The 23,869-nt window shown below is 74.7% G+C and carries 25 protein-coding genes; 13 read left to right on the top strand and 12 right to left on the bottom strand.

Annotated features, from left to right (window positions below; genetic code table 11):
- Nucleotides 1-214: 214 nt before the first annotated feature.
- The gene (locus C8D89_RS17090) at nucleotides 215-952 is read right to left on the bottom strand and encodes an ANTAR domain-containing protein (RefSeq protein WP_116709307.1); all 738 of its coding nucleotides are present in this window, start codon (nucleotides 950-952) and stop codon (nucleotides 215-217) included.
- 49 nt (nucleotides 953-1,001) lie between these two features.
- A complete protein-coding gene (locus C8D89_RS17085; protein ID WP_116709306.1) occupies nucleotides 1,002-2,021 on the bottom strand; it encodes an LLM class flavin-dependent oxidoreductase in 1,020 nt (339 codons plus the stop codon).
- A 107-nt stretch (nucleotides 2,022-2,128) separates the two neighbouring features.
- Here C8D89_RS17085 and C8D89_RS17080 point away from each other — a divergent pair, with 107 nt between their 5' ends.
- Nucleotides 2,129-2,359 (top strand): hypothetical protein, encoded by a 231-nt coding sequence (locus tag C8D89_RS17080; protein WP_116709305.1) that lies wholly within the window; start codon nucleotides 2,129-2,131, stop codon nucleotides 2,357-2,359.
- A 46-nt stretch (nucleotides 2,360-2,405) separates the two neighbouring features.
- Here C8D89_RS17080 and C8D89_RS17075 read toward each other — a convergent pair whose 3' ends face one another.
- The 4 genes from C8D89_RS17075 to C8D89_RS17060 form a co-directional block, all read right to left on the bottom strand.
- Nucleotides 2,406-2,849: a VOC family protein gene (locus C8D89_RS17075; RefSeq protein ID WP_116709304.1), complete on the bottom strand. Its 444-nt coding sequence runs from the start codon at nucleotides 2,847-2,849 to the stop codon at nucleotides 2,406-2,408.
- 91 nt (nucleotides 2,850-2,940) lie between these two features.
- Entirely contained in the window at nucleotides 2,941-3,309 is a 369-nt protein-coding gene (locus C8D89_RS17070) for a YybH family protein (protein WP_116709303.1), read from the bottom strand.
- Nucleotides 3,310-3,483: 174 nt separating this feature from the next.
- Nucleotides 3,484-6,063: a DUF4153 domain-containing protein gene (locus tag C8D89_RS17065; protein ID WP_165825752.1), complete on the bottom strand. Its 2,580-nt coding sequence runs from the start codon at nucleotides 6,061-6,063 to the stop codon at nucleotides 3,484-3,486.
- On the bottom strand, nucleotides 6,060-6,743 hold the full coding sequence (locus C8D89_RS17060) for a response regulator transcription factor (protein ID WP_116709302.1): 684 nt from the start codon (nucleotides 6,741-6,743) through the stop codon (nucleotides 6,060-6,062). The genes C8D89_RS17065 and C8D89_RS17060 overlap by 4 nt, the downstream gene beginning before the upstream one ends.
- Before the next feature lie 134 nt (nucleotides 6,744-6,877).
- Between C8D89_RS17060 and C8D89_RS17055 the strand changes: the two genes are divergently transcribed.
- The gene (locus C8D89_RS17055) at nucleotides 6,878-7,771 is read left to right on the top strand and encodes an SMP-30/gluconolactonase/LRE family protein (protein ID WP_243418180.1); all 894 of its coding nucleotides are present in this window, start codon (nucleotides 6,878-6,880) and stop codon (nucleotides 7,769-7,771) included.
- Between the two features lie 3 nt (nucleotides 7,772-7,774).
- On the opposite strand, the gene C8D89_RS17050 is transcribed toward C8D89_RS17055, so the two are convergent.
- Nucleotides 7,775-8,821, bottom strand: coding sequence for an RNA polymerase subunit sigma-70 (locus C8D89_RS17050; RefSeq protein ID WP_116709300.1), 1,047 nt, complete (start codon nucleotides 8,819-8,821; stop codon nucleotides 7,775-7,777).
- A gap of 175 nt (nucleotides 8,822-8,996) precedes the next feature.
- On the opposite strand from C8D89_RS17050, the gene C8D89_RS17045 reads away from it, so the two are divergent.
- Together C8D89_RS17045 and C8D89_RS17040 are read left to right on the top strand one after the other, a co-directional pair.
- Entirely contained in the window at nucleotides 8,997-9,704 is a 708-nt protein-coding gene (locus C8D89_RS17045) for a GPP34 family phosphoprotein (RefSeq protein WP_116709299.1), read from the top strand.
- A 114-nt stretch (nucleotides 9,705-9,818) separates the two neighbouring features.
- Nucleotides 9,819-10,424 (top strand): hypothetical protein, encoded by a 606-nt coding sequence (locus C8D89_RS17040; protein WP_116709298.1) that lies wholly within the window; start codon nucleotides 9,819-9,821, stop codon nucleotides 10,422-10,424.
- Between the two features lie 3 nt (nucleotides 10,425-10,427).
- Here the strand turns inward: C8D89_RS17040 and C8D89_RS17035 are convergent, their stop codons facing one another.
- The 3 genes from C8D89_RS17035 to C8D89_RS17025 all read right to left on the bottom strand — a co-directional run bounded on the left by C8D89_RS17035 (nucleotide 10,428) and on the right by C8D89_RS17025 (nucleotide 13,157).
- Nucleotides 10,428-10,994, bottom strand: a complete 567-nt coding sequence (locus tag C8D89_RS17035) for a hypothetical protein (RefSeq protein ID WP_116709297.1) — start codon at nucleotides 10,992-10,994, stop codon at nucleotides 10,428-10,430.
- Between the two features lie 667 nt (nucleotides 10,995-11,661).
- Complete coding sequence (locus C8D89_RS17030; protein WP_243418197.1) at nucleotides 11,662-12,834, bottom strand: MFS transporter; 1,173 nt, start codon at nucleotides 12,832-12,834, stop codon at nucleotides 11,662-11,664.
- A gap of 20 nt (nucleotides 12,835-12,854) precedes the next feature.
- Nucleotides 12,855-13,157, bottom strand: coding sequence for a 4a-hydroxytetrahydrobiopterin dehydratase (locus C8D89_RS17025; protein WP_116709365.1), 303 nt, complete (start codon nucleotides 13,155-13,157; stop codon nucleotides 12,855-12,857).
- A 45-nt stretch (nucleotides 13,158-13,202) separates the two neighbouring features.
- On the opposite strand from C8D89_RS17025, the gene C8D89_RS17020 reads away from it, so the two are divergent.
- Nucleotides 13,203-13,610, top strand: coding sequence for a (deoxy)nucleoside triphosphate pyrophosphohydrolase (locus C8D89_RS17020; RefSeq protein WP_116709295.1), 408 nt, complete (start codon nucleotides 13,203-13,205; stop codon nucleotides 13,608-13,610).
- On the opposite strand, the gene C8D89_RS17015 is transcribed toward C8D89_RS17020, so the two are convergent.
- Nucleotides 13,576-13,818, bottom strand: coding sequence for a hypothetical protein (locus tag C8D89_RS17015; protein WP_116709294.1), 243 nt, complete (start codon nucleotides 13,816-13,818; stop codon nucleotides 13,576-13,578). The genes C8D89_RS17020 and C8D89_RS17015 overlap by 35 nt on opposite strands.
- A gap of 165 nt (nucleotides 13,819-13,983) precedes the next feature.
- On the opposite strand from C8D89_RS17015, the gene C8D89_RS17010 reads away from it, so the two are divergent.
- From C8D89_RS17010 to C8D89_RS16985, 6 genes are all read left to right on the top strand, one after another.
- Nucleotides 13,984-16,179 carry an ABC transporter family substrate-binding protein gene (locus C8D89_RS17010; RefSeq protein ID WP_116709293.1) on the top strand — a complete coding sequence of 732 codons (2,196 nt, stop codon included), beginning with the start codon at nucleotides 13,984-13,986 and terminating at the stop codon, nucleotides 16,177-16,179.
- Nucleotides 16,180-16,369: 190 nt separating this feature from the next.
- Nucleotides 16,370-17,968, top strand: coding sequence for a peptide ABC transporter substrate-binding protein (locus C8D89_RS17005; RefSeq protein WP_243418179.1), 1,599 nt, complete (start codon nucleotides 16,370-16,372; stop codon nucleotides 17,966-17,968).
- Between the two features lie 11 nt (nucleotides 17,969-17,979).
- Nucleotides 17,980-18,906 carry an ABC transporter permease gene (locus C8D89_RS17000; RefSeq protein WP_116709292.1) on the top strand — a complete coding sequence of 309 codons (927 nt, stop codon included), beginning with the start codon at nucleotides 17,980-17,982 and terminating at the stop codon, nucleotides 18,904-18,906.
- Nucleotides 18,899-19,843, top strand: coding sequence for an ABC transporter permease (locus tag C8D89_RS16995; RefSeq protein WP_116709291.1), 945 nt, complete (start codon nucleotides 18,899-18,901; stop codon nucleotides 19,841-19,843). The genes C8D89_RS17000 and C8D89_RS16995 overlap by 8 nt, the downstream gene beginning before the upstream one ends.
- A gap of 5 nt (nucleotides 19,844-19,848) precedes the next feature.
- Nucleotides 19,849-20,889: an ABC transporter ATP-binding protein gene (locus C8D89_RS16990; RefSeq protein WP_116709363.1), complete on the top strand. Its 1,041-nt coding sequence runs from the start codon at nucleotides 19,849-19,851 to the stop codon at nucleotides 20,887-20,889.
- Nucleotides 20,886-21,899 carry an ABC transporter ATP-binding protein gene (locus C8D89_RS16985; protein WP_116709290.1) on the top strand — a complete coding sequence of 338 codons (1,014 nt, stop codon included), beginning with the start codon at nucleotides 20,886-20,888 and terminating at the stop codon, nucleotides 21,897-21,899. The genes C8D89_RS16990 and C8D89_RS16985 overlap by 4 nt, the downstream gene beginning before the upstream one ends.
- 6 nt (nucleotides 21,900-21,905) lie before the next feature.
- Here C8D89_RS16985 and C8D89_RS16980 read toward each other — a convergent pair whose 3' ends face one another.
- Nucleotides 21,906-22,514: a GNAT family N-acetyltransferase gene (locus tag C8D89_RS16980; RefSeq protein WP_116709289.1), complete on the bottom strand. Its 609-nt coding sequence runs from the start codon at nucleotides 22,512-22,514 to the stop codon at nucleotides 21,906-21,908.
- A gap of 16 nt (nucleotides 22,515-22,530) precedes the next feature.
- Here C8D89_RS16980 and mshB point away from each other — a divergent pair, with 16 nt between their 5' ends.
- Nucleotides 22,531-23,391, top strand: a complete 861-nt coding sequence (mshB, locus tag C8D89_RS16975) for an N-acetyl-1-D-myo-inositol-2-amino-2-deoxy-alpha-D-glucopyranoside deacetylase (protein WP_243418178.1) — start codon at nucleotides 22,531-22,533, stop codon at nucleotides 23,389-23,391.
- A gap of 38 nt (nucleotides 23,392-23,429) precedes the next feature.
- Nucleotides 23,430-23,861: a hypothetical protein gene (locus C8D89_RS16970; protein WP_243418177.1), complete on the top strand. Its 432-nt coding sequence runs from the start codon at nucleotides 23,430-23,432 to the stop codon at nucleotides 23,859-23,861.
- The last annotated feature ends 8 nt before the right edge of the window (nucleotides 23,862-23,869 follow it).

Below are 23,869 nucleotides of genomic sequence, written 5' to 3'. Positions count from 1 at the left end.
CATCCCCGCCCGGCGACGATGGTTCGGCCGCGTGGCGGGATCGGCTCGTGCGCCCACCCTGCGCGCAGCACGATTTCCGATCAGATCGACCCCGCCGAGGGCCGGGACCACTCCCGGGCAGATCGACGCAGCCATCAGGAGTTGACCACTCGCGGCCTGCTGTTAGGGCGCTGGGCGCGGAGCGTAGCCGTTGTCCGTCGGCGACGCTACCGCGTCAGGCGTCGGCGTCCTGGGCCACTTCGCCGACGAGCCACTCCGCCACGCCGGCCAGCTTCATGTTCGTCTGCTGCGAGGACTCCACGAGCATCGAGAACGCCCGCGCCGGGCTGACGTGGAAACGCTCCATGAGGATGCCCTTGGCCTGTCCGATGACGTCGCGGCTGTCCAGGGCGACGTGGAGTCCCTGCACGCGCTGTGCCCCGTGCAGCGCCAGCGCCGCCTGCGCGGCGAACAGGGCGCCGACGTCCGCCGTGGCCTCGTCGAAGACGTAGGGATCGGTCGCGTACAGGTTGAGGGCACCGGCGCTGCCGCTCCTGGCGAAGAGCTGGAACGACAAGAGCGACCCGATCGACCGCTCCCGGGCCGCGGGGGCGTAACGGGGCCATCGGTCGTGGGCCTCGGCCATGTCCTCGACCAGCGTCCGCTGCTCGTGCCAGATGGCGTCCAGGCACGGTCCCTCGGCGAACTGGGTCTGGAGCTCGTCGAGCTCTCGCACCACCCGGCTGCTGGGGGCGTGGGACTCGACCCGTCCGCCGCGCTCCACCAGCGAGACACCGGCCTGCTCGACGTGCGGGATGGTGTCGATCGCCCCTCGCACGATCAGCTCGAGGGTGTACTCGACGGTCTCCTCGTCGCCGCGTTCGAGCAGCTTGCGTGCCGCGTCGTCGAGCGCCCGCGCCAGCCCGGCTCCGACGCGCTCGTCCCGATCTCCGCGTTCCAGCGTGGACGTCATGCGAAGGGGCGTACCCCCGGAACGAAGGGGATGACACCCGTTCTCGAGCTCAGCGCCAGCCGAGTTCCGGGGCGAGGTGGGTCAGCACGCTCTCGACGACGTGGGCGTTGTAGTCGACGCCCAGCTGGTTGGGCACCGTGAGCAGCAACGTGTCCGCGGCGGCGACGGCCTCGTCCTCGGCCAGCTCGGCGATCAGCTTGTCCGGCTCGCCCGCGTAGGTCCTGCCGAACCGGGCGTCGCCGCCGTCGAGGTGACCGACCTGGTCGGTCGAGTGGCGCTCGCGCCAGAACAGCTGGCGGTCGAGCTCGCTGACGATCGGGAAGATGCTACGGCTGACCGAGACGCGCGGCTCGCGGTCGTGCCCGGCCGCCGTCCACGCGTCACGGAACCGCTGGATCTGCTCGGCCTGCAGCTGGTGGAACGGCACCCCGGTGTCCTCGGTGAGCAGGGTCGAGCTCATGAGGTTCATGCCCTGCTCGCCGGCCCACTCGGCGGTCGCGCGACTGCCCGCGCCCCACCAGATGCGGTCGCGCAGCCCGGGCGCGTGCGGCTCGATGCGCAGCAGGCCCGGTGGGTTCGGGAACATCGGCCGCGGGTGGGGCTGGGCGAAGCCTTCGCCCTTCAGCACCTCGAGGAGGACGCGAGTGTGCTCGCGCGCCATGTCGGCGTCGGTCGAGCCCTCGGCCGGCGCGTGGCCGAAGTAGCGGAACCCGTCGACGACCTGCTCGGGGGAGCCCCGGCTGATACCCAGCTGGAGGCGGCCCCCGGAGATGAGGTCGGCGGCGCCCGCGTCCTCGGCCATGTACAGCGGGTTCTCGTAGCGCATGTCGATCACGCCCGTGCCGAGCTCGATCCGGCGGGTCCGCGCCCCGGCGGCGGCGAGCAGCGGGAACGGCGACGCGAGCTGCTGCGCGAAGTGGTGCACCCGGAAGTAGGCGCCGTCGGCGCCCAGCTCCTCGGCGGCCACGGCGAGCTCGATCGACTGCAGGAGCGAGTCCTGCGCCGAACGCACCTGCGAGTGCGGCGACGCCGACCAGTGCCCGAACGACAGGAACCCGATGCGCTTCACGGTTCAATCAACCTCCGGCTACTGTCCGGCATTCCGCATAGGAGGCGCGGGGGACGGCGGTGTCGGTGCCCCGGTCCGCCGGTGCTGGTGCGCCTAGGGGTGAGGACGTGAGGACCGTCGTCGATCTCCCGCCCGCCGTGCACCGGCGGGCGCAGGAGATCGCGACGAGGCGCGGTCCGCCGTTGTCAGCTGTGATCGCCGAGTTGACGGCGCGAGGACTCGGGCAGCTCGACGATCCGGGGACGTTCGGCGTGGACGAGCGGTCCGGGTTCCCGGTCGTCAGCCTCGGGCGTGGGGTCACCGATGAGGACGTCGCAGCCGCGCTCGACGGGGCGTGAGCGCCGAGCGGACGGTGTCCGTCCCGCCGGCGATAGGCCGGCGCGGTCAGCCCGGTGCGTCCATGTGGAAGATCTCGAGCTGCACGTTGTCGGGATCGCGGAAGATCAGCGCCGAGTACGGCATCGGGTCGTCGGTGTCGTTGACGCCGGAGTGGGCGATGCCGAGCGCGTCGAGCCACGACGCCCAGGCCTCGAGGTCCCCGCGGGACGGCACCTGGAAGGCGACGTGGTCGAGCCCGCACCGCCGCTCGTCGGCGGGCTCGCCGGTGTTGTCGCGGTGGTGGTGCAGACCGATGCAGAGGCCCGTGCCCGGGTCGAGGAGGATCACGCCGTAGCCGCTGTCGGGATCGCCGTAGTGCGGGAACGGCGCCGGGACGCGGGACATCCCGAAGACCCGCTCGTACCAGGCGGCGCTGGCCTCGACGTCGCTGACGGTGGCGGAGAAGTGATGGAACCCGGCCAGGGCGGGTCGGGTCTCGGTACTCGTCATCGCGCATCTCCACGTTCGGCTCTCGGTGCACACCCAGTGTCACGAGCCGCGGTGGCTCTTCGCGACGGCAGCCACCCGATCGTCCTACGAGTCACCCGAGGACGGCGCCGCCGAAGGGGTTGTCGATCACGTACCTCCACGTGCCGTCGGCCTGGCGGCGGGTCACCTCGGCCGAGGTGTGTTCGAGCACCCCGCCGCCGGGGATGTCGATGCGCCAGTGGCTGTGCGTCAGGGCCAGGTCACCGTTGACGGTCTCGGTCGTCGAGACGATCGAGGCCGTCCCCTTCGTGTCGAGGAAGGCCTGGAGCGCCGCCCGCAGTCCCGCCGCGTCGGTCAGGACCGTGCCCGGTTCCGGGATGAAGGCCGCCCCGCCCTCGTAGAGGGAGACGAGACCGTCCAGGTCGCCCGAGTTGAAGTACTTCGCGAACTCCTCGATCAGGTTCGGTCCGGTGGCAGCCATCGTCGTTTCCCGTCGTCGACATCGTTGTCGCTGATTGTGGCCGCCCTCCGAGAGGGCGGATCCCGTTGTTCGCTCGAAGAGCGCAAGGCTTAGTGACACTGTCTGGCGTTCGGTGATGTGATCCGCACCTACTGTGGCGGTCGAGGGATCGAGGTCGATGCGTGTTCCGCGTGCTCACCCGCTCGCCGTCGGTCCCGGGCAGTCGGTGCGGGTCCGCCACTCCCCGCCGCCCTGGGCCGCGACGTAGGCGTCGGCACGGGTGCGCCCGAGGTTCCAGGCCAGGGCGTCGTCGACCTCGCGCTCGTCGATCCGCAGCGCGCACTCCGCCAGCGGCCTCGGCAGCCCGTCGAGGGCGGGGACGGCGTCGTCCGAGAGATCGCGCAGGTACTCCCAGTCGATCGTGCCGGTGACGGCCCAGCGGTCGAGGTTCTGCCGCGCCACCCAGGCGTCGGGGTTCGCGATCGCCAGCCCCAGCAGCAGCACGACGCCGCTGACCAGGCCGAACCGGGGCAGCCAGCGGGCTCGCAGCGCGAGGGCGGCGGCGATCACCGCGAGCACGAGCAGCCCGAGCCAGCTCTCGAGCACCGCGACGAGCAGGCGCGCCCGGGTCAGGCCGTAGGCCTGCTCGTAGAGGGACATCCGGTACAGCGCCGAGGCGACGACGACCAGCGTCGCCGCGCACAGCACCCCGAGGGCGACGCGCAACCAGACGCGGTCGGCGCGCATCGTCCGGGGCGCCTTGCGCGACGCGGCCCACACGACCAGCAGGGTGAGCAGGGTGGCCAGGGTGAGCTGGCCGAAGCCCTGGTGCACGTACTCGGCGTAGGTCAGGCCGGTGGTGCGCTCGAGGTGCTCGTGCCCGCCGAAGAACGCCGTCACCTGGGCGACGAGGAACAGGACGAACACCGCGTCGACGACGAGCACCGGGGCGAGCCACTCGAAGCGGTGCGCGACCGGGCGCGCGGGGCGGGCGATCTGCCCGGCCGGCGGCGGGTTGAGCGCGAGGTAGGCGCCGCACAGCACGACCCCACCGACGGCCACGGCGACGAACGCGCGGACGGCCACGTCCTCCGAGCCGAGGTCGGGCACCACCGCGTCGACCCATTCCGCGAACAGCGCGTCGGCCGAGGCGAAGAGCAGCGCGAACACCGTCACCCCGAGGATCGACCACACCGCGGTGCGCAGGAGCGCCGCCCCGTTGCCCAGGCCCGTCAGGGCCCGCGCCGTGCGCCCGAGCCACGGCAGGCCCCGCAGCGCGGCGAGCGGCCACGCGGCCACCGCGACGAGGAACGACGGCACGCGCCGCCCCCGGACCAGGCCCACGGCACCGGTCCCGGCGGCCGCGAGGAGGCACAGCCCGACGATCCACTCGGCGTCGCGGAGCACCACCACGCTCGACAGCGCGAGCGAGAGCCCGGCGCAGGTCAGCGTGAACGGGTCGCGGCGGTGACGGCTCGCGGCGAGCAGGACGCCCGCCGCGGCGAGGAGGACGAGGAACGTCGCGAGCCCCGGGTCCCGGAACGGCAGCAGCACCCCGGCGAGCACCCCCACCCCGAGCGCGCCGGCGAGCACCCGGACGTTGCCGGGGACAGCGCGGTCGGGCCAGGCCGCGCCGAACAGCGCGTCGGTCAGGGAGGGGACGGGCGGGTGGTCGGTGTCGGGGGGCGCCGGGTCGGGCTGCGCGGTGACGACCGGGGTCTCGGGCACGGCGGTGTCCTCCTGCCGGGTTCGGGTGGGCACGACCGGCAGATCGGCCACGACGCGGGCGCCGTGCGTGCCGGGCGCGGGGTCGGTGAAGCCGATCGACCCGTCGTGGAGGTCGGTGACCCAGCGGGCGATGGCGAGGCCGAGGCCGGTGCCGGCGTGCCCGGAGCCGCCGGCCTCGCGCAGCGTGCCGAAGCGCTCGAACGCCCGGTCGCGGTGCTCGGGAGCCACGCCCGGGCCCTCGTCGAGGACCTCGAGGTGCCAGCGGTCACCGTCGGTGTGCGCCCCGACCGTGACGCAGCCGCCCGGCGGGCTGTGGCGCGCCGCGTTGTCGAGCAGGTTCGCCACGAGCTGGCGCAGCCGCGCGGGGTCGCCCTCGACGGTCAGGTCGTCCGGGTCGACGTGGACGGCGTGGCGGACGTCGCGGCCACCCACGCGGGCCTCGGCGACGGCCGCGTCGAGCAGCGGGCGCACCGCGACCGGCCGGCGGGCCAGCGGGGCCTTGCCGACGTCGACGCGGGAGAGGTCGAGCAGGTCGCCGACCAGCCCGGACATGCGCTCGCCCTGGTCCAGCGCGGCGCGCAGGGTCGCCGGGTCGGGGTCGGCGACGCCGTCGGCGAGGTTCTCCAGCACGGCGCACAGCGCGGCCAGCGGCGTGCGCAGCTCGTGGCTGACGTTGGCGACGAGCTCGCGGCGCTGCCGGTCGACCCCGGCGAGCTCCTCGGCCATCGAGTTGAACGCCCGCGCCAGCTCGCCGACCTCGTCGCGCGACGTGGCGGTGACGCGCACCGCGTGGTCGCCGGTGGCCATGCGCCGGGCCGCGGCGGTCATCTCGCGCAGTGGCGAGGTCATGCCGACGGCGAGGAGCTGGGTGACGCCGAGCGCCACGGCGACCGTCACCGGGATCGAGAGCACGACCGGCACCCCGCCGGCGGCCCCGATCGTCGCGATGACCGACGCGAGCACGACGCTGGCGGCCACCAGCAGCCCGAGCTTGACCTTGACCGATCGGACCGGGTCCAGCGCGCGGAGGCCGGCGGTGTCGCTCACCGGCCCGTCTCCAGCGCGTAGCCGACGCCGTGCACGGTCCGCACGCGCTCGGTGCCGATCTTCGCGCGCAGCGCCTTGACGTGGCTGTCGACGGTGCGGGTGCCGGACGCGCCGGGCCAGTCCCAGACCTCGCTGAGCAGGCGCTCGCGGGTCAGGACGACGCCGGGGCTCGCGGCGAGGCGGAGCAGCAGGTCGAACTCGGTGGGCGTCAGGTGCACCTCGTCGTCGCCGGCCCAGACCCGCCGCGCGCCGGCGTCGATACGCAGACCGCCGAGGTCGGTCGTGCCGGGTGCGACCAGCTCCGTCGCGCGCTCGACCCGGCGCAGCAGCGCGGCGACGCGGGCGACGAGCTCGCGCATGCGGAAGGGCTTGGTCAGGTAGTCGTCGGCACCGACCGCCAGCCCGACGAGGACGTCGGCCTCGTCGTCGGCCGCGGTCAGCATGAGCACGGGAACGGGCCGCTCGGCCTGGATGCGCCGGCACACCTCGTGCCCGTCGAGTCCCGGCAGCATGACGTCGAGGACGACGACGTCGGGCTCGCTGGCCCGGAACTCGGCGACGGCGCCGGGGCCGTCGAAGGCGCGGACGACGTCGTAGCCCGCGGCGGCGAGCCGGTCGGTGACCGCGCCGTTAATCACGGGTTCGTCCTCGACGACGAGGACGCGGCGGGTGGTGCCCATGGCCGGCGAGACTAGGAGCGGCCATGGTCGGGATCGGGGGTCGTCCTGTGCAGATCCCGTGCAGGTCCGTCTTGACACCCACTGACGGGGCGGTCGACCGTGCGCGGACGATCGTGGGCTCGAGGAGGAGCGCCGTGGGTGAGCGGGACGTCGACGTGGTGTCGGACGGGTGGTCGTTCCTGGAGTGCCCCCGGTGGCACGAGGGCCGGCTGTGGGTCTCGGACTTCTACACCGGGAAGGTCGTCGCGATCGACGACGCGGGCCACCACGAGGTGATGGCCGAGGTCCCCGGCCAGCCCTCCGGCCTGGGGTTCCTGCCCGACGGGCGCGCGCTGATCGTCTCCATGCGCGAGCGCCGCGTCCTGCGCCGGGAGCGCGACGGCGAGCTCGTGGAGCACGCCGACCTCTCGGGGCTCGTCGGCTCGCTGCTCAACGACATGGTGGTCGACGACCGCGGCGGCGCCTACGTCGGCAACTTCGGCTTCGACCTGATGGCCGGAGCGCCGATCGCCGCCACGACCCTGGTCCACATCGACCCCGACGGCACCCCGCAGACCATCGCCGACGACCTCCTGTTCCCCAACGGGATGGTGCTGCGCGGCGGCGTGCTCGTGGTCGCCGAGACCTTCGGCGCCCGGCTCACCGCCTTCGACGTGGCGGCCGACGGCGGGCTCGCCCACCGGCGGGACTGGGCGCGGTTCTCCCCGCCGCCGACCACGGCCGACGTCGACGAGGCCCTCGGCGGGCTGGCCGTCGCGCCCGACGGGATCGCCGGCGACGCCGAGGGCGCGATCTGGGTCGCCGACGCCCTGCACGCGCGCCTCCTCCGGGTGGGCGAGGGCGGCGAGGTGCTCGAGGAGCGCTCGACGGGAGGCATCGGGGTGTTCGCGTGCATGCTCGGCGGCGAGGACGGGCGCACGCTCTACGCCTGCGCCGCGCCGTCGTTCGCCGAGCACGAGCGCCGGGACGCCCGTGAGGCCGTGCTGCTCGCGACCCGCGTCGACGTGCCGCACGCCGGCCTGCCGTGACGATCAGGTGGGCGGTGTGCCCGCGGGCAGCGTCGCGGGCAGGCCGGCCATCGTCACGTGCTCCGTGCCGATGAACGCGGTGACCCCGGCGATCCGCCCGTCCGGGGCGAGAGCGAGCACGTCGAGCACCATGCCGTGCCAGACCTCCTCGTCGGCGTCCCAGGAGTAGCACCCGACGGCGAGCTGGCCGTTCGCGCGCGCCGGGACGTGGCGCCACGGCACGGTCAGCGGCCCGTCGCGCAGGAACGCGGTGACGGCGTCCGTGCCGCGGAACCAGGCCGCGCTGGGCGGCATCGCCCAGGTGACGTCCGCGGTGAGCAGCGCGACCAGCGCGTCGGCGTCGCCCGCCTCGAGCGCGGTGGCGTAGCGCGTGACCGTGGCGGCGAGCGCCGCGTCCGAGAGCGCCCGCAGGGTGCGCTGCTGGCTCGGCGCCGTGACCTTCGCGGCGAGCGTCGCCCGGGCGCGCTGCACCGCGCTGTTCACCGACGCCGTGGTGGTGGCCATCGTCGTCGCGACCTCGGCCGCCGAGAACCCGAGGACCTCGGTCAGCAGCAGGGCCGCCCGCTGGTTGCCGGGCAGGTGCTGGAGCGCGGCGACGAACGCCAGCTCGACCGACTCGCGCTCGGCGACGGTGGCGTCCGGGTCGTCGGGGTAGGGCCCCAGCCAGGCCACCTCGGTGCGCGGCGGCTCGTCGGTCGGTCCCTCGCTCGCAGGCCCGAGGTCCATGGGCAGGGCACGCCGCCCGCGGCGCTCGACGGTGTCGAGGCTCGCGTTGGTGGCCACCGTGTGCAGCCACGCGCGCAGCGAGCCCCGCCCCGGCCGGCTCTCGAACCGCCCGATCCCGCGCCACGCCCGCAGCAGCGCGTCCTGCAGCGCGTCGTCGGCGTCGTGGACCGAGCCGAGCATGCGGTAGCAGTGCGCGTGCAGCTCGCGGCGCAGCGGGGCGACGAGCCGGTCGAACGCCGCGCGGTCGCCGGTCCGCGCGCGTTCGAGGTCGTCGGTCGGCCCGTCCGCGGAGGTGACGCGCGTGGTGGTGCCGGGCTCGTCCATGGGCGTCGAGTCTGCCCCGTCGGTGCGTACGACGGGGGCCGGTGACCAGGCGCGACGGGCGGTCGCTCCGCTCGGCGTAGATCCCTGACCCGGCCGGGCGCACCGTTCGACGCCGTGTGCTGCCGTCCGGGGACTGCTCGCTCGGGTGGGGGACGGTCCTGCCTAGGCTGTCGCCGTGCGCTCGGAGCGGTGGTCGCCTCGGACCGCGGACCTGACGCTGCCCGAGCGGGTCGCGTGGGTCCTCGGCGACGACGACGGCCGCCCCGTGTCCACGCTCACCGAGCCCGCGGGCCTGCTCGTGGCCGCGGCGATGGTGGAGCTGCTGCTCGACGCGTCCCTGCTGGACGCGGGCACCGCGTACCGCCGCGGGCCGGTCGGGATCGACGACCCGCTGCTCTCCTGGGTCGCCGACAGCCTGCTCGCGCACGGCGGCGCGAAGTCCGACCTGCAGCACGCGGTGACCGGCAACCGCGGCGCCCAGATGATCCGGCGGACGATGGACCGCCTGGTCGAGCGCGGGCTGGCCGGCCGAGAACCGCGGCGGGTGTTCGGCTACCTCGCGATGCCGGTGTTCGGCTCCGCCCTGCGGGTGCACGAGGTCGACGCGCTGCACCACGACCGGGCCGCCGTCCGCGCCGTGCTCGACGGCGAGGAGCCCGACGAGGCGGTGGCGATGCTCGTCGTCCTGCTGCACCACGGGCGCCGCGTCCGCGCCCTGAGCCCCGCGGACCCCGTCCTGGCCGCCAAGCGCGCGCGGGCCGTCGCGATGGGCCACCACGTCCCGCTCGGGGTCTCCCAGGACATCCGCCGGCTGGTGTCGCCGACGGTCGGCGCCGTCCTCGCCGCTCTGACCGCCACCACCGTCATCGGTTCGGAGCGCTGAGCGAGCCCGTCCTCCGATTCGCTCGTCCGGACCCCCTGCCATGGCGGCGGAATCGGACTACGGTGGGACCATCCGACCGGGCGAGAGGGCCCGGGGCCGGGAAGGGAGCTTCCCATGACGTCCACACGCCCTCCGGAGGGCCTGCCCGTCCTCGAAGCCGGCGCCCACCGCGATGCGGAGGCCGGCAGCTGCCTCATGGAGTACGTCTCCGTGCTCGCCGGCGAACGGTTCACCGATCGCCCGCGGTGCACCCATCCCGCCCTCGCCGCCGTCGCGTGGCAGGTCAACGACGCCGTCTCGTCCACCGCACGCCAGCAGCTCGCCACCCGCGCGGTGACGTTGATCGGGCTGGGGCGCAGCACCGAGGTCGAGGTGCGGCCGATCGTGCTCGAGACCATCGCGCGCGCCGGCCTGGCCATCGACCCCGGTAACCGCTTCTTCCCCCGTCTGCTGCGCCGCCTCGAGCGGCGCGCGGCCGCCGGGCCCCGACGTCGCGGACGCGGCGAGGACGGGCGCGGCGGACGGATGGCGACGCTGCTGCACGTCGGCCCGGTCAATCACGCCTGCGCACACCTGCTGGTGGCCGCCCGCGTGGCCGACCTCGACAGCGCGGCCCGCGACCGCATGCTGATCGCCCTGCTCGACGACACGATCGCCGCGGTGCGGGACGCCGAGCGTGCGGCCACGCCGTCGGCGCGGGAGCGCGTCACCACGTCCTGACGCTCACCCCAGCCCGACGCGCACGCACTTCCCGAGCAGCCATTCGACGCACACCCCGGCGCGCACGCCGCCGTCGTCGTTCGACGAGGCGCCGCTCGAGCCCGACCCGCCCGAGGAGCCACCCGAGCTCGTGGACGAGCCGGACCCGCCCGACGCGCTCGATCCGCCGGACGAGCCCGGGTCGCCGGAGCCACCGGAGCCGGCAGGAGAGCCGCCGGATCCGCCCGAGCCGCGTCCGGACGCGCCCTCGGGCGTCGGTTGCCCGGCCGACCGGGATGCTGCCGCGCCCCCGTCGGTGCCGCCCGCGGTGCCCACCGGGCCGACCGCGCCCGGCGTGGTCGCGCCCACCGGTCCGGCGGGAAGCGGCGCGGAGGCGGCCGGAGCGCCCGGAGCGAGAGGCGGGGGGACGACCGGCGTGACCACGCCGGAGAGCGCGGGGGGTGGCGCCTGTCCCGACGGCGTGGGCAGCGTGGACGGCGTGAGGTAACCCGCCTGCGCGGAGCCCATCATCACCACCGCGCCGAACAGCGCCGAGAACAGCACCTTCTTGAGCACGCCCGCCTCCGTCACCGGGACGCCGACCCGCCGCGGGCCGGCACGCGCTCATCGCGAGCGTCACTGGGCCCGTGAGCAGCGACGACGCGGACTCGCCCGAACGCCCGCGGAGACCACTCGAGTAGGTGTCCTCCCGCCACTCGTGGGTGCCACTCGCGTCCGTCCGGGTGATCCGGTAGCGCCGCTGTCGGGTGAGGACGGCAGTGTCATCGTGATCGGGTGGGGATGCGGGGTCGTCCGCCGGGTCTTCGTTGTCGTTCGGGGTCGATCCAGGGTGGGGGCGTGAACCACGGCAGCCCGTCGAGGATCATGAAGAACTTCCCGGCGGAGGCCGCCGGCGACCACCCACCAGCGACGACGAGACGATGACGACGAGGCCATGACGACAAGGCCATGTCCGTCTCGATGCGATCTTGAACCTAGGTCACCTCGGTCCCGCCGCAGCACCGGGAGCTCAACTGGGTCGCCTTCGAGGACGCCGGCGAGCTCGTCGAGGTCCACCGGGTGAACGATCGAGCGCCGCCAGCCCGGCGACGATCACCGCCCCGTCGCCTCGGTATACGGCGCCGCGCAGCGCGTTCCTCGATTCCACCGCCTCCATGCGCCCCGAGTCTGCGCCAGATGACGAGACCCCGCGAGCACCCGGAGCACATGCACGGGTGCTGCGGTCACCGAAGCACCGTCACCTCGCCCGCGTCCCCTCCCTGCGCGGCCGCCGGGCGGCGATGGGCGCGACGAGGAGGCACGCGCCGGCGGCGATGACGAACGCCGCCGCGCCGCTGAGGCCGCCGAGCACCGCGGCGAGGGCGGCGGCACCGAGGCCGGTGCCGGCGTCGTAGGCGGTGTTCCACCACGTGCTCGCGGTGCTCGACCGCTCGGGGCCGGCACGGGCGAACAGGGAGAGCAGGGTGTCGTTCTGCACCGCGCCGAACCCCAGCCCGACGAGCCCCGCACCGGCGAGGACGACCCAGCCGGCGCTCGTCCCGCCCAGTCCCACCACGGCGGCGCCGAGGGCCACGACCCCGAGCCCCACGAGCGTGATCACCGGACCCGCGGGCCGCGCGCGGTCCGCGATCTCCCCGGAGATCCCGCGCCCCAGGAGCTGGCCGGCGGTGAGGACGGCGAGGGCGACGGCGGCGACGACCGTGCCGCCTGCGAGCCCGGGCGTCCCCGGCGCGGGGGTCCACAGCGGCAGCACCGTGATCACCCCGCCGGCCGCGGCGGCCGACACCACCATCGCGGTCCAGGGCCCGGTCACCGCATCCGCCGGCAGCGCCCGCCGGGACGGCGTCCCGTCCGTCGCCGCCACGGAGCGCCCCGGGAGGCGCCAGCACGCCGGCGCCGCGGCCACCGGCAGCAGCGCGCCCGCAAGCAGCACCCAGGCGCCGTCGAGCGCCTCGTAGGCCCACACCCCGCCGCTGAGCAGGGCGAGCTGCGGCAGGCCGACCGCGAGGCCGTAGAGGCCGGTGGCGCGCCCGCGTCGCGCGGGCGGGGCGAGGTCGGCGACCAGGGCCGCACCGGTCACCGTCACCAGGCCGAACCCGAGCCCGCGCACGACCGCCACCGCGAAGAGCACCGGCAGGGCGGCGGTGACCACCATCAGCACCGCGGGCGCGCCGAGCGCCAGTACGCCGACGACGAGCCCGGCGCGCGGTCCGATGCGGCGCAGGACGGCCGGCACCGTGAGCTGCGCGGCGACCGTGGAGGCCATGAAGACGCCGGTGGTCGCGCCCGCGGCGGCGGGCGACGCCCCGCCCGCGGCGGCGTGCAGCGGCACCACGGGCAGCATCAGCGCGTAGCCGCCGAAGGCGAGGACGGTCGCGGCGAGGACCGCGACGAAGGGGCCGGAACGCAGGGACTCCGGCGGCGCGGCGCTCAGTCGGCGCCGCGTCGGTCGAGGACGGCCGAGATCTTCCCCGCGAGGTCGGTGTCCTTCGCCGTGAGGCCACCCTCGGAGTGCGTCGACAGCTTGAACTTCAGGCTGTTGAAGCGGATGTCCATGTCCGGGTGGTGGTCGTGCTCCTCGGCGAGGTCGGCCACCTCGTCCACCGTCGCGATCGCCTCGCGGAAGCTCGGCAGCTTCGCGAACCGGACGATCGTCGCCTCGTCCTCGCGCTGCCAGCCGGGCAGGCGCCCGAGGGCCTCGCTGATCGCGTCCTCGTCCAGCAGATCGGCCATGACCCGCATCCTGGCACGGGCTCGGGGGGCCGCACACTGATCGACGTGGCGCGCATCGTGGTGGGGGCCGCCGTCGTGCGCGACGGCCGGGTGCTGGCGGCGCGACGGACCCGGCCGGCGGCGGCCGCGGGCCGGTGGGAGCTGCCCGGCGGCGCGGTCGAGCCCGGCGAGGACGAGGCGGCCGCCCTGGCCCGCGAGCTGCGTGAGGAGCTGGATCTGGACGTCGTGGTCGGCGACCGGGTCGGTCCGGAGGTGGCGCTGCCGGGCGAGCGCGTGCTGCGGATCCGGGCCTGCCGCACCGGCGGCGAGCCGACGGCGCTCGAGCACGACGCGTTGCGGTGGGTGGCCCCCGAGGAGCTCGAGGGCCTGGACTGGCTGGACGCCGACCGCGCGGTCCTGCCCGACCTCGGGGACCTGCTCAGGCAGCCCGGGCCTTCTTCAACGCCTTCTTGAGGTCCTTGCCGCTGACGCCGGCGTCGGCCAGCCGTGCCGCGCGCATGAGCAGGACGGGGCAGCCCTTGCAGCGGGGCGAGGACCGGCAGCACTGCTTCTTGATCTTCTTGGCGCCGGTGAGCGGGGCGGCGTGGGCGTACGCGGCGAGGTGACCCGGCACCTTCGGTGCCTTCGGCTCACCGGAGTCCTTGTCCTTCTTCCTGCCCACGAAGGTGAGGCTAACCTCGCGCTCCGCTCCGGGACCAGACCCCTCGGCGTTGTGCGCCCGGCGACCGTGCCACGATGAGGTCGCCGGACGGGCGGTCCCCTCCCGGGGCGCCCGGCCGTGGACGACCCAGGCGATCCTCGAGGAAGAAGGGCCCGGACGAAGGCTGTGAGTGGTCCCCGGCGCGCCGTCGGAGTCCTCCCCGCCCTCCTGCTCGCCCTCGCGATCCTGGCGGGTTGCTCCGGCGCCCCGCCGCCCGTGGTCGGTCAGGTGCCCACCCCGGCACCCGCCCCGACGCCCCAGCTCGAGCCCGACCCGACCGAGCTGCGCCTGGGGGTCGACGACCTCGGCGTCGGCTTCAACCCGCACCGCGTCGCCGACGACACCCCGACCGCCCGCGCGATGGCCTCGCTCGTGCTGCCCTCGGCGTTCCGCCCCGGACCCGACGGCGAGCCGCGCCTCGACACCACCGTGGTGACCTCCGCGCGTGTCACCGACACCGACCCGTACACCGTGTCCTACGAGATCGCCCCGGCGGCGAGCTGGTCGGACAACGCCCCGGTGGCGGCCGAGGACTTCGTCTACCTCTGGCAGCAGATGCGCAGCCAGCCCGGCGTCGTCGGCGCCGCGGGATACCGCGCGATCAGCGACGTCCGCTCCCGCGCGGGCGGCAAGGCCGTCGACGTGGTGTTCGACCGTCCCTTCCCGGCGTGGCCGACGCTGTTCGACCACCTGCTCCCGGCACACCTGCTCAAGGACGCGCCGGGCTCGTGGGGCGGCGCGCTGACCGACAGCATCCCGGTCTCCGCGGGGCCGTTCGTGGTGCGCGTCGTCGACCGCATCCGCGGGCAGGTCACGCTGGCCCGCAACGACCGCTACTGGGGCACGCCCGCGGTGCCCGACGAGATCGTCTTCCAGGCCGCCGACGCCACGTCGCTCATCGACCGGGTGCGCTCCGGCGACGTGGTGGCCACGCAGTTCCGCGCCGGCGCCGACGACCTCGCCGCCCTGGCCACGGCCGGCTCCGAGCTGACCGTCCGTACCCTGCCGGAGCCCGCGCTCGTGCAGCTCGCCCTGCGCAGTGACGACGGACCGCTGGCCGACCTGCGGGTCCGCCAGGCCGTGGCGGCGTCGATCGACCGGGACGCGCTGCGCAGGGTGGGCACCGACGGCGGCCCCGCCGCGGACCTCCCGGCCGACGCCTTCTCCCGCGCCCCGTCGCAGCCGGGCTACCGCGCCACCCTGCCCGCGGACTCGCCGGCCGCGGGCCGCGACCTCGGCGAGGCCGCGCGCCTGCTCACCGAGGCCGGCTACACCCGCGGCGAGGACGGCACGTGGACCCGCGACGGCCGCCCGCTCGTCCTGCGGCTCGCCGCGCCGGCGCAGGTGGCGCCGTTCGGCCGCCTCGTCGCCACCCTGGGCACGCAGCTGCGGGCCGCCGGCATCCCGTCGGTGGTGGTCGCCGACGCCGGGACCACCGACTTCCCGCCCGGACGGGGGCCCGTGTCGACGACCACCACCGGACCCCGCCCGGTCACCCCGACGACGCCGACCACACCGACCACGCCGACCACGCCGACCACGCCGACCACGCCGACCACGCCCAGCGTGCCCCTCCCGGCGGGCAGCACCACGGCGTCGAGCACCACGTCGAGCACCACCTCGACGACCGTGCCGCCCACGCCCAACTCGCCGTCGGACCTCGCGGTCGCCGACATCACCGTCGTGGCCCTGCCGATCGGGGAGGACCCCCTGACCGACCTCGCGTCGATGGTCGGCTGTCCCGGTGGGCGCGCGCCGTCCACCTCCGGTCAGACCGGCGACGACCCCGCCGTCGACCTCGCGGCCGCCGCGGCGACCCCGGCCGCCCCGGGCGCCACCGCCGCCGCGCCCAGCACCCCGGCCGCCCCCACCAGCACCTCGCCCCCGACCAGCGCGGCGCCCGCGGCCTCGGCGACCGGTGCGGCGCCGACGTCGACCGACGCCTCCGCGCCGACGGCCGACGGCGCCCCGGCCGACCCCGAGGACGCCGCCGAGGAGACCACCGAGTACCTCGAGGAGCTCACCGACCCCCAGGCCTCGGAGGCCCTGACCGCGACCGGCTTCTGCGACCCGGCACTGCAGTCCCTGCTCGACGCCGCCTCGGCCGGCGCCGTCTCCACCGACACCGCGCTCGCCCTCGCCGAGCCCGTGCTGTGGTCGGCGCTGCCCACCGTCCCGCTGTTCCAGGCCGCGTCCGTGCTGGTGGGGCCCGCCGAGCGCACGGACGTCGTCGTCGGCCCCCTCACCGCGAGCCCGTTCGCCGGCGCCGACCGCTGGGTCCCGCCGCCCCCGACCCAGCGCGGCGACGACGGCCTCAACTGACTCCTTCGTCCGGTTCCACCTGACGAGAAGATGACGTTTCGACGGTCGTCCTGTGGGCAACGGGCGAACGTCTTGCCGACTTCTCAGGTTGTCCCTAGGTTTCCCGCGCCGGATCACACGCGGTGAACACGTGCCTCCGAAGCGTGGCCCCCGCGAGGGACCCGGAGTCCCGACACCACGAGGAGGAACGTTGTCGCTGCGCCGCCTGGCCACCACCGTGGCCGCGCTGCTGGCCGTGGTGCTGGTCGCCAGCGCCTGTGGCGGGGGAGGGGACGACCGGTCCTCCGAGACCGTCACGCTCGACTGGGGCGAGCCGGAGAACCCGCTCGTCCCCGGGAACACCACCGAGCAGAACGGCGGCGACGTCATCGGCGCCCTGTTCGCCGGCCTCGTCCGCTACGACGTCGACACGGCGCGCCCCGAGCTGGAGACCGCGGCGGCGATCGACACCACGGACAACACGACGTTCACGATCCGGCTCGAGCCCGGCTGGACGTTCCACGACGGCACCCCGGTGACCGCCCAGAACTACGTCGACGCGTGGAACTGGACGGCGTACGGCCCGAACGCCGCCCAGGCCCAGTCGTTCATGGAGAAGATCCAGGGCTACGACGAGGTCAGCACCGAGGCGCCGACGGCGCGGACGATGAGCGGGCTGCGCGTCGTCGACCCGCAGACCTTCACCGTCACGCTCGAGCAGCCCTTCACGATCTTCCCGACCACCCTGGGGTACTCGGCCTACTACCCGCTGCCGACCGCGTTCTTCCAGAACCAGCAGGCCTGGGAGGAGCGGCCCATCGGCAACGGCGAGTACCGCTTCGAGGCGCGGACGCCGAACCAGAACCTGACGCTGGTCCGCAACGACCAGTACGCCGGCGACATCAAGCCCACGGTGTCCCGGCTCGAGTACCGCGTCTACAGCGAGCTGCAGACCGCCTACGACGACCTCGTGTCCGGCAACCTCGACCACGTCAAGGCGATCCCCTCGTCGGCCCTCTCCGGCGGCCGGTGGCGCCAGGACCTCGGTGACCGCGCCCACCTCAAGGAGGGCCTGAGCACCACCACGCTCACCTTCCCGCTCTACGACCCGCGCTTCGCCGACCCGCGGATCCGTCAGGCCTTCTCCATGGCCATCGACCGCCGGTTGATCGTCGACCAGCTGTTCAACGGGGTGTACAACCCGATGGACGGGCTGGCCACTTCGGCCGCCGAGGGCTACCTGCCCGACCAGTGCGGCGTGGCCTGCCGGTTCGACCCGCAGCGCGCCCGGCAGCTCCTGGCCGAGGCGGGCGGCTTCCCGGGGCCGCTGACGCTGACCGCCAACTCCGACGGCGGGCACGACGTGTGGATGCAGGCGGTGACCAACCAGCTGCGGCAGAACCTCGGCATCGACGCCCGCTACACCCCGGTGCCGTCGTTCTCCGAGCTGCGCCGACTGGCGAACAGCCAGGGGTTCACCGGGCTCTTCCGGACGGGGTGGATCGGGGACTACCCGAACCTGGAGACGTTCCTGACGCAGCTCTACCGCACCGGGGCGTCCTCGAACGACGGCGGCTACTCCAACCCGGCCGTGGACGCCCAGCTGTCGGCGGCCGACCAGGCCCCGACCCGGGAGGCCGCGGTCGCGGGCTACCAGCAGGCGGAGCGGATGATCCTGGCGGACATGCCCGTCATCCCGATCTACACCCGCCCGATCCTCTACGGCGACTCGCAGCGGCTCGTCTCGGGTGAGCGCAACCCGCTCGACCGCCTGGTCACCACGTCGTTCCAGCTCGCGCCGCAGGACTGAGGCGCCCCCTCATGGGCCGCTACACCGCGCGGCGCCTGCTGCAACTCGTTCCCGTCTTCCTCGGCACGACGTTCCTCGTCTACTTCCTGGTCTGGGGGATCTCCGACGACCCGTTCGCCGGCAAGTGCGGCCAGCGGGCCTGCTCGCCGGCGTACATCGCCGAGATGACCGAGCGCTACAACCTCGACGACCCCCTGGTCGTCCAGTACCTCAAGTACCTGGGCGCCCTGCTCACGGGCGACTTCGGGCAGACGTTCTCGGGCACCGAGGTGTCGACGCTGATCGCCGACGCGTACCCGATCACGATCAAGCTGGCCCTGGTCGCCGTGGCCATCGAGGCCGTCATCGGCATCGCCGCCGGGGTGCTCACCGGCCTGCGCGGGCGCGGGTTCGTCGACAACCTCGTGCTCGTCTCGACCCTGGTGCTCATCGCCCTGCCCGTCTTCGTGACCGGCCTGGTCCTGCGCCAGGTCCTCGGGGTGGAGCTCGGCTGGATCCGGCCGTCGGTCCCGGGCGACCCGACGATCGGCCAGCTGCTCGTCCCGGGACTCGTGCTCGGCGCGCTGTCGATGGCCTACATCGCCCGCCTGACCCGCACGAGCCTCATGGAGAACCGCCGCGCCGACTTCGTCCGCACCGCGGTCGCCAAGGGCCTGACCCGGCGTCGCGTGGTCGGGGTGCACATGCTGCGCAACTCGCTGATCCCGGTCGTCACCTTCCTGGGCTACGACGTCGGGGCGCTCATGGGCGGGGCGATCCTCACCGAGGGCGTGTTCAACATCCGCGGCATCGGCGGGCTGGTGTTCCGCGGCATCCAGCAGCAGGACATCGCCACCGTGGTGGGCATCGTCGCCCTGCTCGTCATCGTCTTCCTGCTCGCCAACCTGGTCGTCGACCTGCTCTACGCCGTGCTCGACCCGAGGATCCGATATGACTGACACCGCACCGGCCCTGCGGGCGCGGGGCGCCGAGCCCGACGAGGCGGCAGCGGTCGACGAGTCCGCCGGGAGGGGCGGCCTCTGGGTCGACGGCTGGGCGCAGCTGCGTCGGCGGCCGCTGTTCTGGATCGCGTCGACGCTCATCCTCGTGCTGCTGGTGATGGCGCTGTGGCCGTCGCTGTTCACCTCGGTCGACCCCCGCGTCGCCGACCTCGCCCTCTCCGGGGCCGACCCCTCGCCGGACGCCGTCCTCGGGCGGGACCTGCAGGGGCGCGACATCTACGCCCGCGCGATCCACGGGGCCGCCCCCACCCTGACCGTGGGGCTGCTCGCCAGCCTGGGCACGGTGCTGGTCGGGGCGATGGCCGGTCTCGTGGCCGGGTACCGCGGCAGCTGGGTCGACGGCCTGGTCTCCCGGGTCGGCGAGGTCTTCGCCGGGCTGCCCTTCATCCTGGGCGGCATCGTCATCCTCACGACCTTCAACCAGCCCGGCCGGATCGTCGGCGAGGTCCGCATCGTCACCCAGGTGGTGCTCACGATCGTCGTGCTGTCCTGGCCGCTGGCCATGCGCATCATGCGGGCGGCGGCGCTGGAGATCAGCCAGCAGGACTACGTGAAGGCCGCCCGCGCCCTCGGTGCCGGCCCGCTGCGCATCGTCGGGCGGCACATCCTGCCGAACACCCTCGCGCCGGTGCTGGTCTTCGCGACCATCCAGTTCGGCGTGTTCATCGGCGCCGAGGCCGCGCTGTCGTTCCTGGGCATCGGCCTGCGCGACCCGGTCGTCTCCTGGGGCGTGATGATCTCCGAGGCGCAGGAGCGCGTGGCGGACATCCCGCAGGCGCTGTTCTTCCCCGCCGCCTTCCTGGTCGTCGCGGTGCTCGCGTTCGTCATGCTCGGCGACGCCGTCCGCGACGCCTTCGACCCGAGGGGACGGTGACGGCGATGGACGAGCACCTCCTCGAGGTCGACGACCTGCGCGTCGAGTTCGGCCGGGGCCGCGGGACCGCGTCGGTGCTCAACGGCGTGAGCTGCCACGTCGACGAGGGCGAGACGCTGGCCGTGCTGGGCGAGTCCGGCTCGGGCAAGAGCGTCACCGCCCAGACGATCATGGGAATCCTCGACACGCCGCCGGGGCGGATCACCGGCGGCGCGGTGCGCTTCCGCGGCGAGGAGCTGCTCGGCGCCGACGAGGAACGGCGGCGGCTGCTGCGCGGCGAGTCGATGGCGATGATCTTCCAGGACGCGCTGTCGGCGCTGAACCCCGTCTACTCCGTCGGCTTCCAGATCGCCGAGCAGTTCCGGTTCCGGCGCGGCATGTCCCGCCGGGACGCGATGGTCCGGGCCGCCGAGATGCTCGACCTGGTGCGCATCCCGAACGCGAAGCAGCGCGTGAAGGAGTACCCGCACCAGTTCTCCGGCGGCATGCGGCAGCGCGCCATGATCGCGATGGCGCTCGCGCTGGACCCGGAGCTGCTCATCGCCGACGAGCCCGCCACCGCGCTCGACGTCACGGTGCAGGCGCAGATCATGGAGCTGCTCGACGAGCTGCGTCGCGAGCGGGGAACGGGCCTCGTCCTGATCACCCACGACCTCGGCGTGGTCGCCGAGGTCGCCGACCGGATCGCGGTGATGTACGCCGGGCGGATCGTCGAGCACGCCGACGCCGCGACGCTCTACGCCCGCCCCGGGCACCCGTACACCCGCGGGCTGATGGACTCGGTGCCCCGCGTGGACGACGCGGGTGTCGGGGGAGCGGGCGCCGTGCTGCGGCCGATCCCCGGGCTGCCGCCGAGCCTGTCGGCGATCCCGCACGGCTGCCCGTTCCACCCGCGGTGCGCGTACGCGCAGGACGTGTGCACCGACGAGGTGCCACCCCTGCGGGAGGTGGGCGCGCCGGATCACCGGGCCGCCTGCCACTTCGCCGAGCAGTTCGTGGCCGAGGGGCCGGACCGTCCCGCGACGCAGGATGTGGTGTCGGGATGAGGGAGCCGGTGCTCTCCGTCCGGGACCTCGTCAAGCACTTCCCCGTGACGCGGGGCGTGCTGTTCCGCCGCACGATCGGGCACGTGCGCGCGGTCGACGGTGTCTCGCTGGACCTGGCGCCGGGCGAGACGCTCGGCGTGGTCGGGGAGTCGGGGTGCGGGAAGTCGACGCTGGCCCAGGTCCTCATGCGCCTGATCCCCCCGACCAGCGGCACGGCGCAGTTCGAGGGCGAGGACCTCTTCGCCAAGCGGGGCGCGGCCCTGAAGGCGTGGCGACGGGACATGCAGATCGTCCTGCAGGACCCGTACACCTCGTTGAACCCGCGTCGCACGGTCGGCGACATCGTCGGCGAGCCCTTCGACATCCACCCGGAGGTGGCGCCGAAGGGCGACCGCCGTCGGCGGGTGCAGGAGCTGCTCGAGGTGGTCGGGCTCAACCCCGAGCACATCCGCCGCTACCCGCACCAGTTCTCGGGGGGCCAGCGTCAGCGCATCGGCATCGCCCGCGCGCTCGCGCTGCGGCCGAAGGTGATCGTGTGCGACGAGCCCGTGTCGGCCCTCGACGTCTCGATCCAGGCACAGGTGCTGAACCTGCTCTCCGACCTGCAGCGCGAGTTCGGGCTGGCCTACCTGTTCATCGCCCACGACCTGGGCGTCGTGCGGCACCTCTGCGACCGCGTCGCGGTGATGTACCTGGGCTCGATCGTCGAGACCGGCACGGCGGAGGAGATCTACGCGCGGGCGAGCCACCCCTACACGCAGGCGCTGCTGTCGTCGGTGCCGGTGCCGGACCCCACGGTGCGGCGCGCGCGGATACGCCTCGAGGGCGATGTCCCGAGCCCGGCCGACCCGCCGTCGGGCTGCCGCTTCCGCACCCGCTGCCCGAAGGCCCAGGAGGTCTGCGCCGAGCAGCCCCCGGCCCTCGGGCTCCGCCCGGGCACCGGGCACGCCACCGACCACCCCACGGCCTGCCACTTCGCCGAGCCCCCGCGCCTGGTGCGGGCCGAGTAGGGCGCGTCAGGGCATCTGCCCGTCGCGCGCCACGGTGCGCCCGGCCGGCCAGTCGGCGAGGGGGCGGCCCGCGGCATGCACCATCGCCGGGTCGTGGTCGGTCACGCCGCGGTGGTCGAGGGTGATCGTGCGGACGGCGACGTCGTCGAGGCGCGTCCAGCCCGCCGCGCGGTAGAAGCCCTCCACGTCGGGGCCGCAGGTCAGGAAGCCGAAGGGGGTGTCGAGACCCACGAGCGTCTCGACCACCCGAGCCAGCAGCGCCCGCCCGAGCCCCCGCCCGTGCTGGTCGGGGTCGACGGCGACGAGGCCCACGTCGCCGACCAGGACCTCGCGTGCCGGGCCCTCGTCGGGGAGCGCCCGCAGGAACCGGCGGATGATCCCCGCGTGCGCCACGGGGACGCCCGTGCGCCGGGCGACGACACGCAGCTCGGGTCGCGCGCCGGTCCAGGTCCACCCCGCGCCGAACCGGTGGGCCTCGTGCGGGTAGGCCCGGGCCAGGAGCCCGGCCAGCGCCGGGTGCTCCGCGTCGTCCAGCTCGGTCTCCCACGAGACCGACCAGGTCAGGTCGTCCATGTCGTGCCCGTACCCGGTGGGCGGCCCCGACCCGTCGAACACCTACCGTTGCGTGCTCGTGAGCCCCGGTCCGCTGCTCCTCGTCCACGCACACCCGGACGACGAGACGATCACCTGTGGCGGGCTGATGGCCCTCGCCACGGCCGCGGGGGTGCCGGTGACGCTCGTGACGGGCAACCGCGGCGAGCAGGGTGAGGTGATCCCGCCGGGCCTGCAGCACCTGTCCGGCGACGCGCTCGGCAGGTACCGCGAGGGCGAGCTCGCCCGGGCCTGCGACGCGCTCGGGGTCACCGACCAGCGCTGGCTCGGCGGCGCGGGGACCTGGCACGACTCGGGCATGGTGCGGGTCGGCGAGGGCATCCACGCCGCGGCGCCGGTCACGATCTCCCCCGACGCCTTCGCCGCCCCCGGCACGGCCGACGCGCAGGTCGAGGCGCTGGTCGCGGTGCTGCGCGAGGTCTCACCGGGCGTGGTCGTCACCTACGACCGGGACGGCGGCTACGGCCACCCGGACCACGTGCGGGCCCACGAGGTGACGATGGCCGCCGTCACCGCGGTGGACCCCGACGCGGCGACGATCACCGTGGTGGCCACCGCCGCGCCCCGCGACGAGGTCGCCGCGGGGCTGGAGGCGCTGCGGCGCCGCGGCGGGCTGCCGTGGCCGGTGCCGCCGGTCGAGGACCTGCCGACCGTGCCCGACGCGACCATCACGACGCGGGTCGAGCTCGCGGGCGCCCGCGTCGCCAAGCTCGCGGCCCTGCGCGCCCACGCCACCCAGATCGAGGTCCACGACGACGGCCACGAGCCGCCGGTGTTCGCGCTGTCCAACGGCCTGGCCCAGCCGGTGCTGGGCGTCGAGAGCTTCGTGCACCTGCGTGGCCCCGAAGGCGGCCTGGACGCGCTGGTCGGGTCGACGTGAACGGGGCCGAGGTGGGGAGCGAGGGACGCCCTGGCTGCGTGGGAAGCAGCGAGGGCGACCCTCGCTCCTCCCCGACGCCCCCCCGCCGCCGCACGGTCCTCGCCGCGATCGCCGTCGCCGTGCTCGCGGTGGACGCGGTGCTGCTCGCGTGGACCGAGATGGCGTGGCTGACCCTGCGCGTCGGCGACGGGGGCGTCCCGTTGCCGATCGCGGCGCTGGTCGCGGCCCTGACCACACCGGTGTTGGTGCTCGGCGCCGACGCCGTCCTGCCCGGGTCGCGGGCGCCGCTGGTGCCGCTCGCGGTCTGGACGCTGACCGTCCTGGTCGCCGGCCTGTGGAGCCCCGCCGGTGCCGGCGTGCTGCCGCCGGACTGGCGGGCGGTCCTGCTGCTCGCGGCCGGGGTGGTGCCCGGCGCGCTGGCACTGTCGTGGCGCGGCGCCCGGCACCGGGTGCACGGCGCCCCCGGATGAGCGCGCGC

This window comes from Actinomycetospora cinnamomea (genome assembly GCF_003096675.1).
GTDB classification, from domain to species: Bacteria; Actinomycetota; Actinomycetes; order Mycobacteriales; family Pseudonocardiaceae; genus Actinomycetospora; species Actinomycetospora cinnamomea.
This window is presented reverse-complemented; position numbering and strand designations above follow the sequence as displayed.

Coding starts and splice junctions, on each gene's coding strand:
- C8D89_RS17060 (WP_116709302.1), bottom strand. CDS start 6,743: ATGGGCACCACCCGCCGCGTCCTCGTCGTCGAGGACGAACCCGTGATT.
- C8D89_RS17075 (WP_116709304.1), bottom strand. CDS start 2,849: ATGACGAGTACCGAGACCCGACCCGCCCTGGCCGGGTTCCATCACTTC.
- C8D89_RS16990 (WP_116709363.1), top strand. CDS start 19,849: ATGGACGAGCACCTCCTCGAGGTCGACGACCTGCGCGTCGAGTTCGGC.
- C8D89_RS17090 (WP_116709307.1), bottom strand. CDS start 952: ATGACGTCCACGCTGGAACGCGGAGATCGGGACGAGCGCGTCGGAGCC.
- C8D89_RS17000 (WP_116709292.1), top strand. CDS start 17,980: ATGGGCCGCTACACCGCGCGGCGCCTGCTGCAACTCGTTCCCGTCTTC.
- C8D89_RS16985 (WP_116709290.1), top strand. CDS start 20,886: ATGAGGGAGCCGGTGCTCTCCGTCCGGGACCTCGTCAAGCACTTCCCC.
- C8D89_RS17070 (WP_116709303.1), bottom strand. CDS start 3,309: ATGGCTGCCACCGGACCGAACCTGATCGAGGAGTTCGCGAAGTACTTC.
- C8D89_RS17040 (WP_116709298.1), top strand. CDS start 9,819: ATGACGTCCACACGCCCTCCGGAGGGCCTGCCCGTCCTCGAAGCCGGC.
- C8D89_RS16995 (WP_116709291.1), top strand. CDS start 18,899: ATGACTGACACCGCACCGGCCCTGCGGGCGCGGGGCGCCGAGCCCGAC.
- C8D89_RS17025 (WP_116709365.1), bottom strand. CDS start 13,157: ATGGCCGATCTGCTGGACGAGGACGCGATCAGCGAGGCCCTCGGGCGC.
- C8D89_RS17050 (WP_116709300.1), bottom strand. CDS start 8,821: ATGGACGAGCCCGGCACCACCACGCGCGTCACCTCCGCGGACGGGCCG.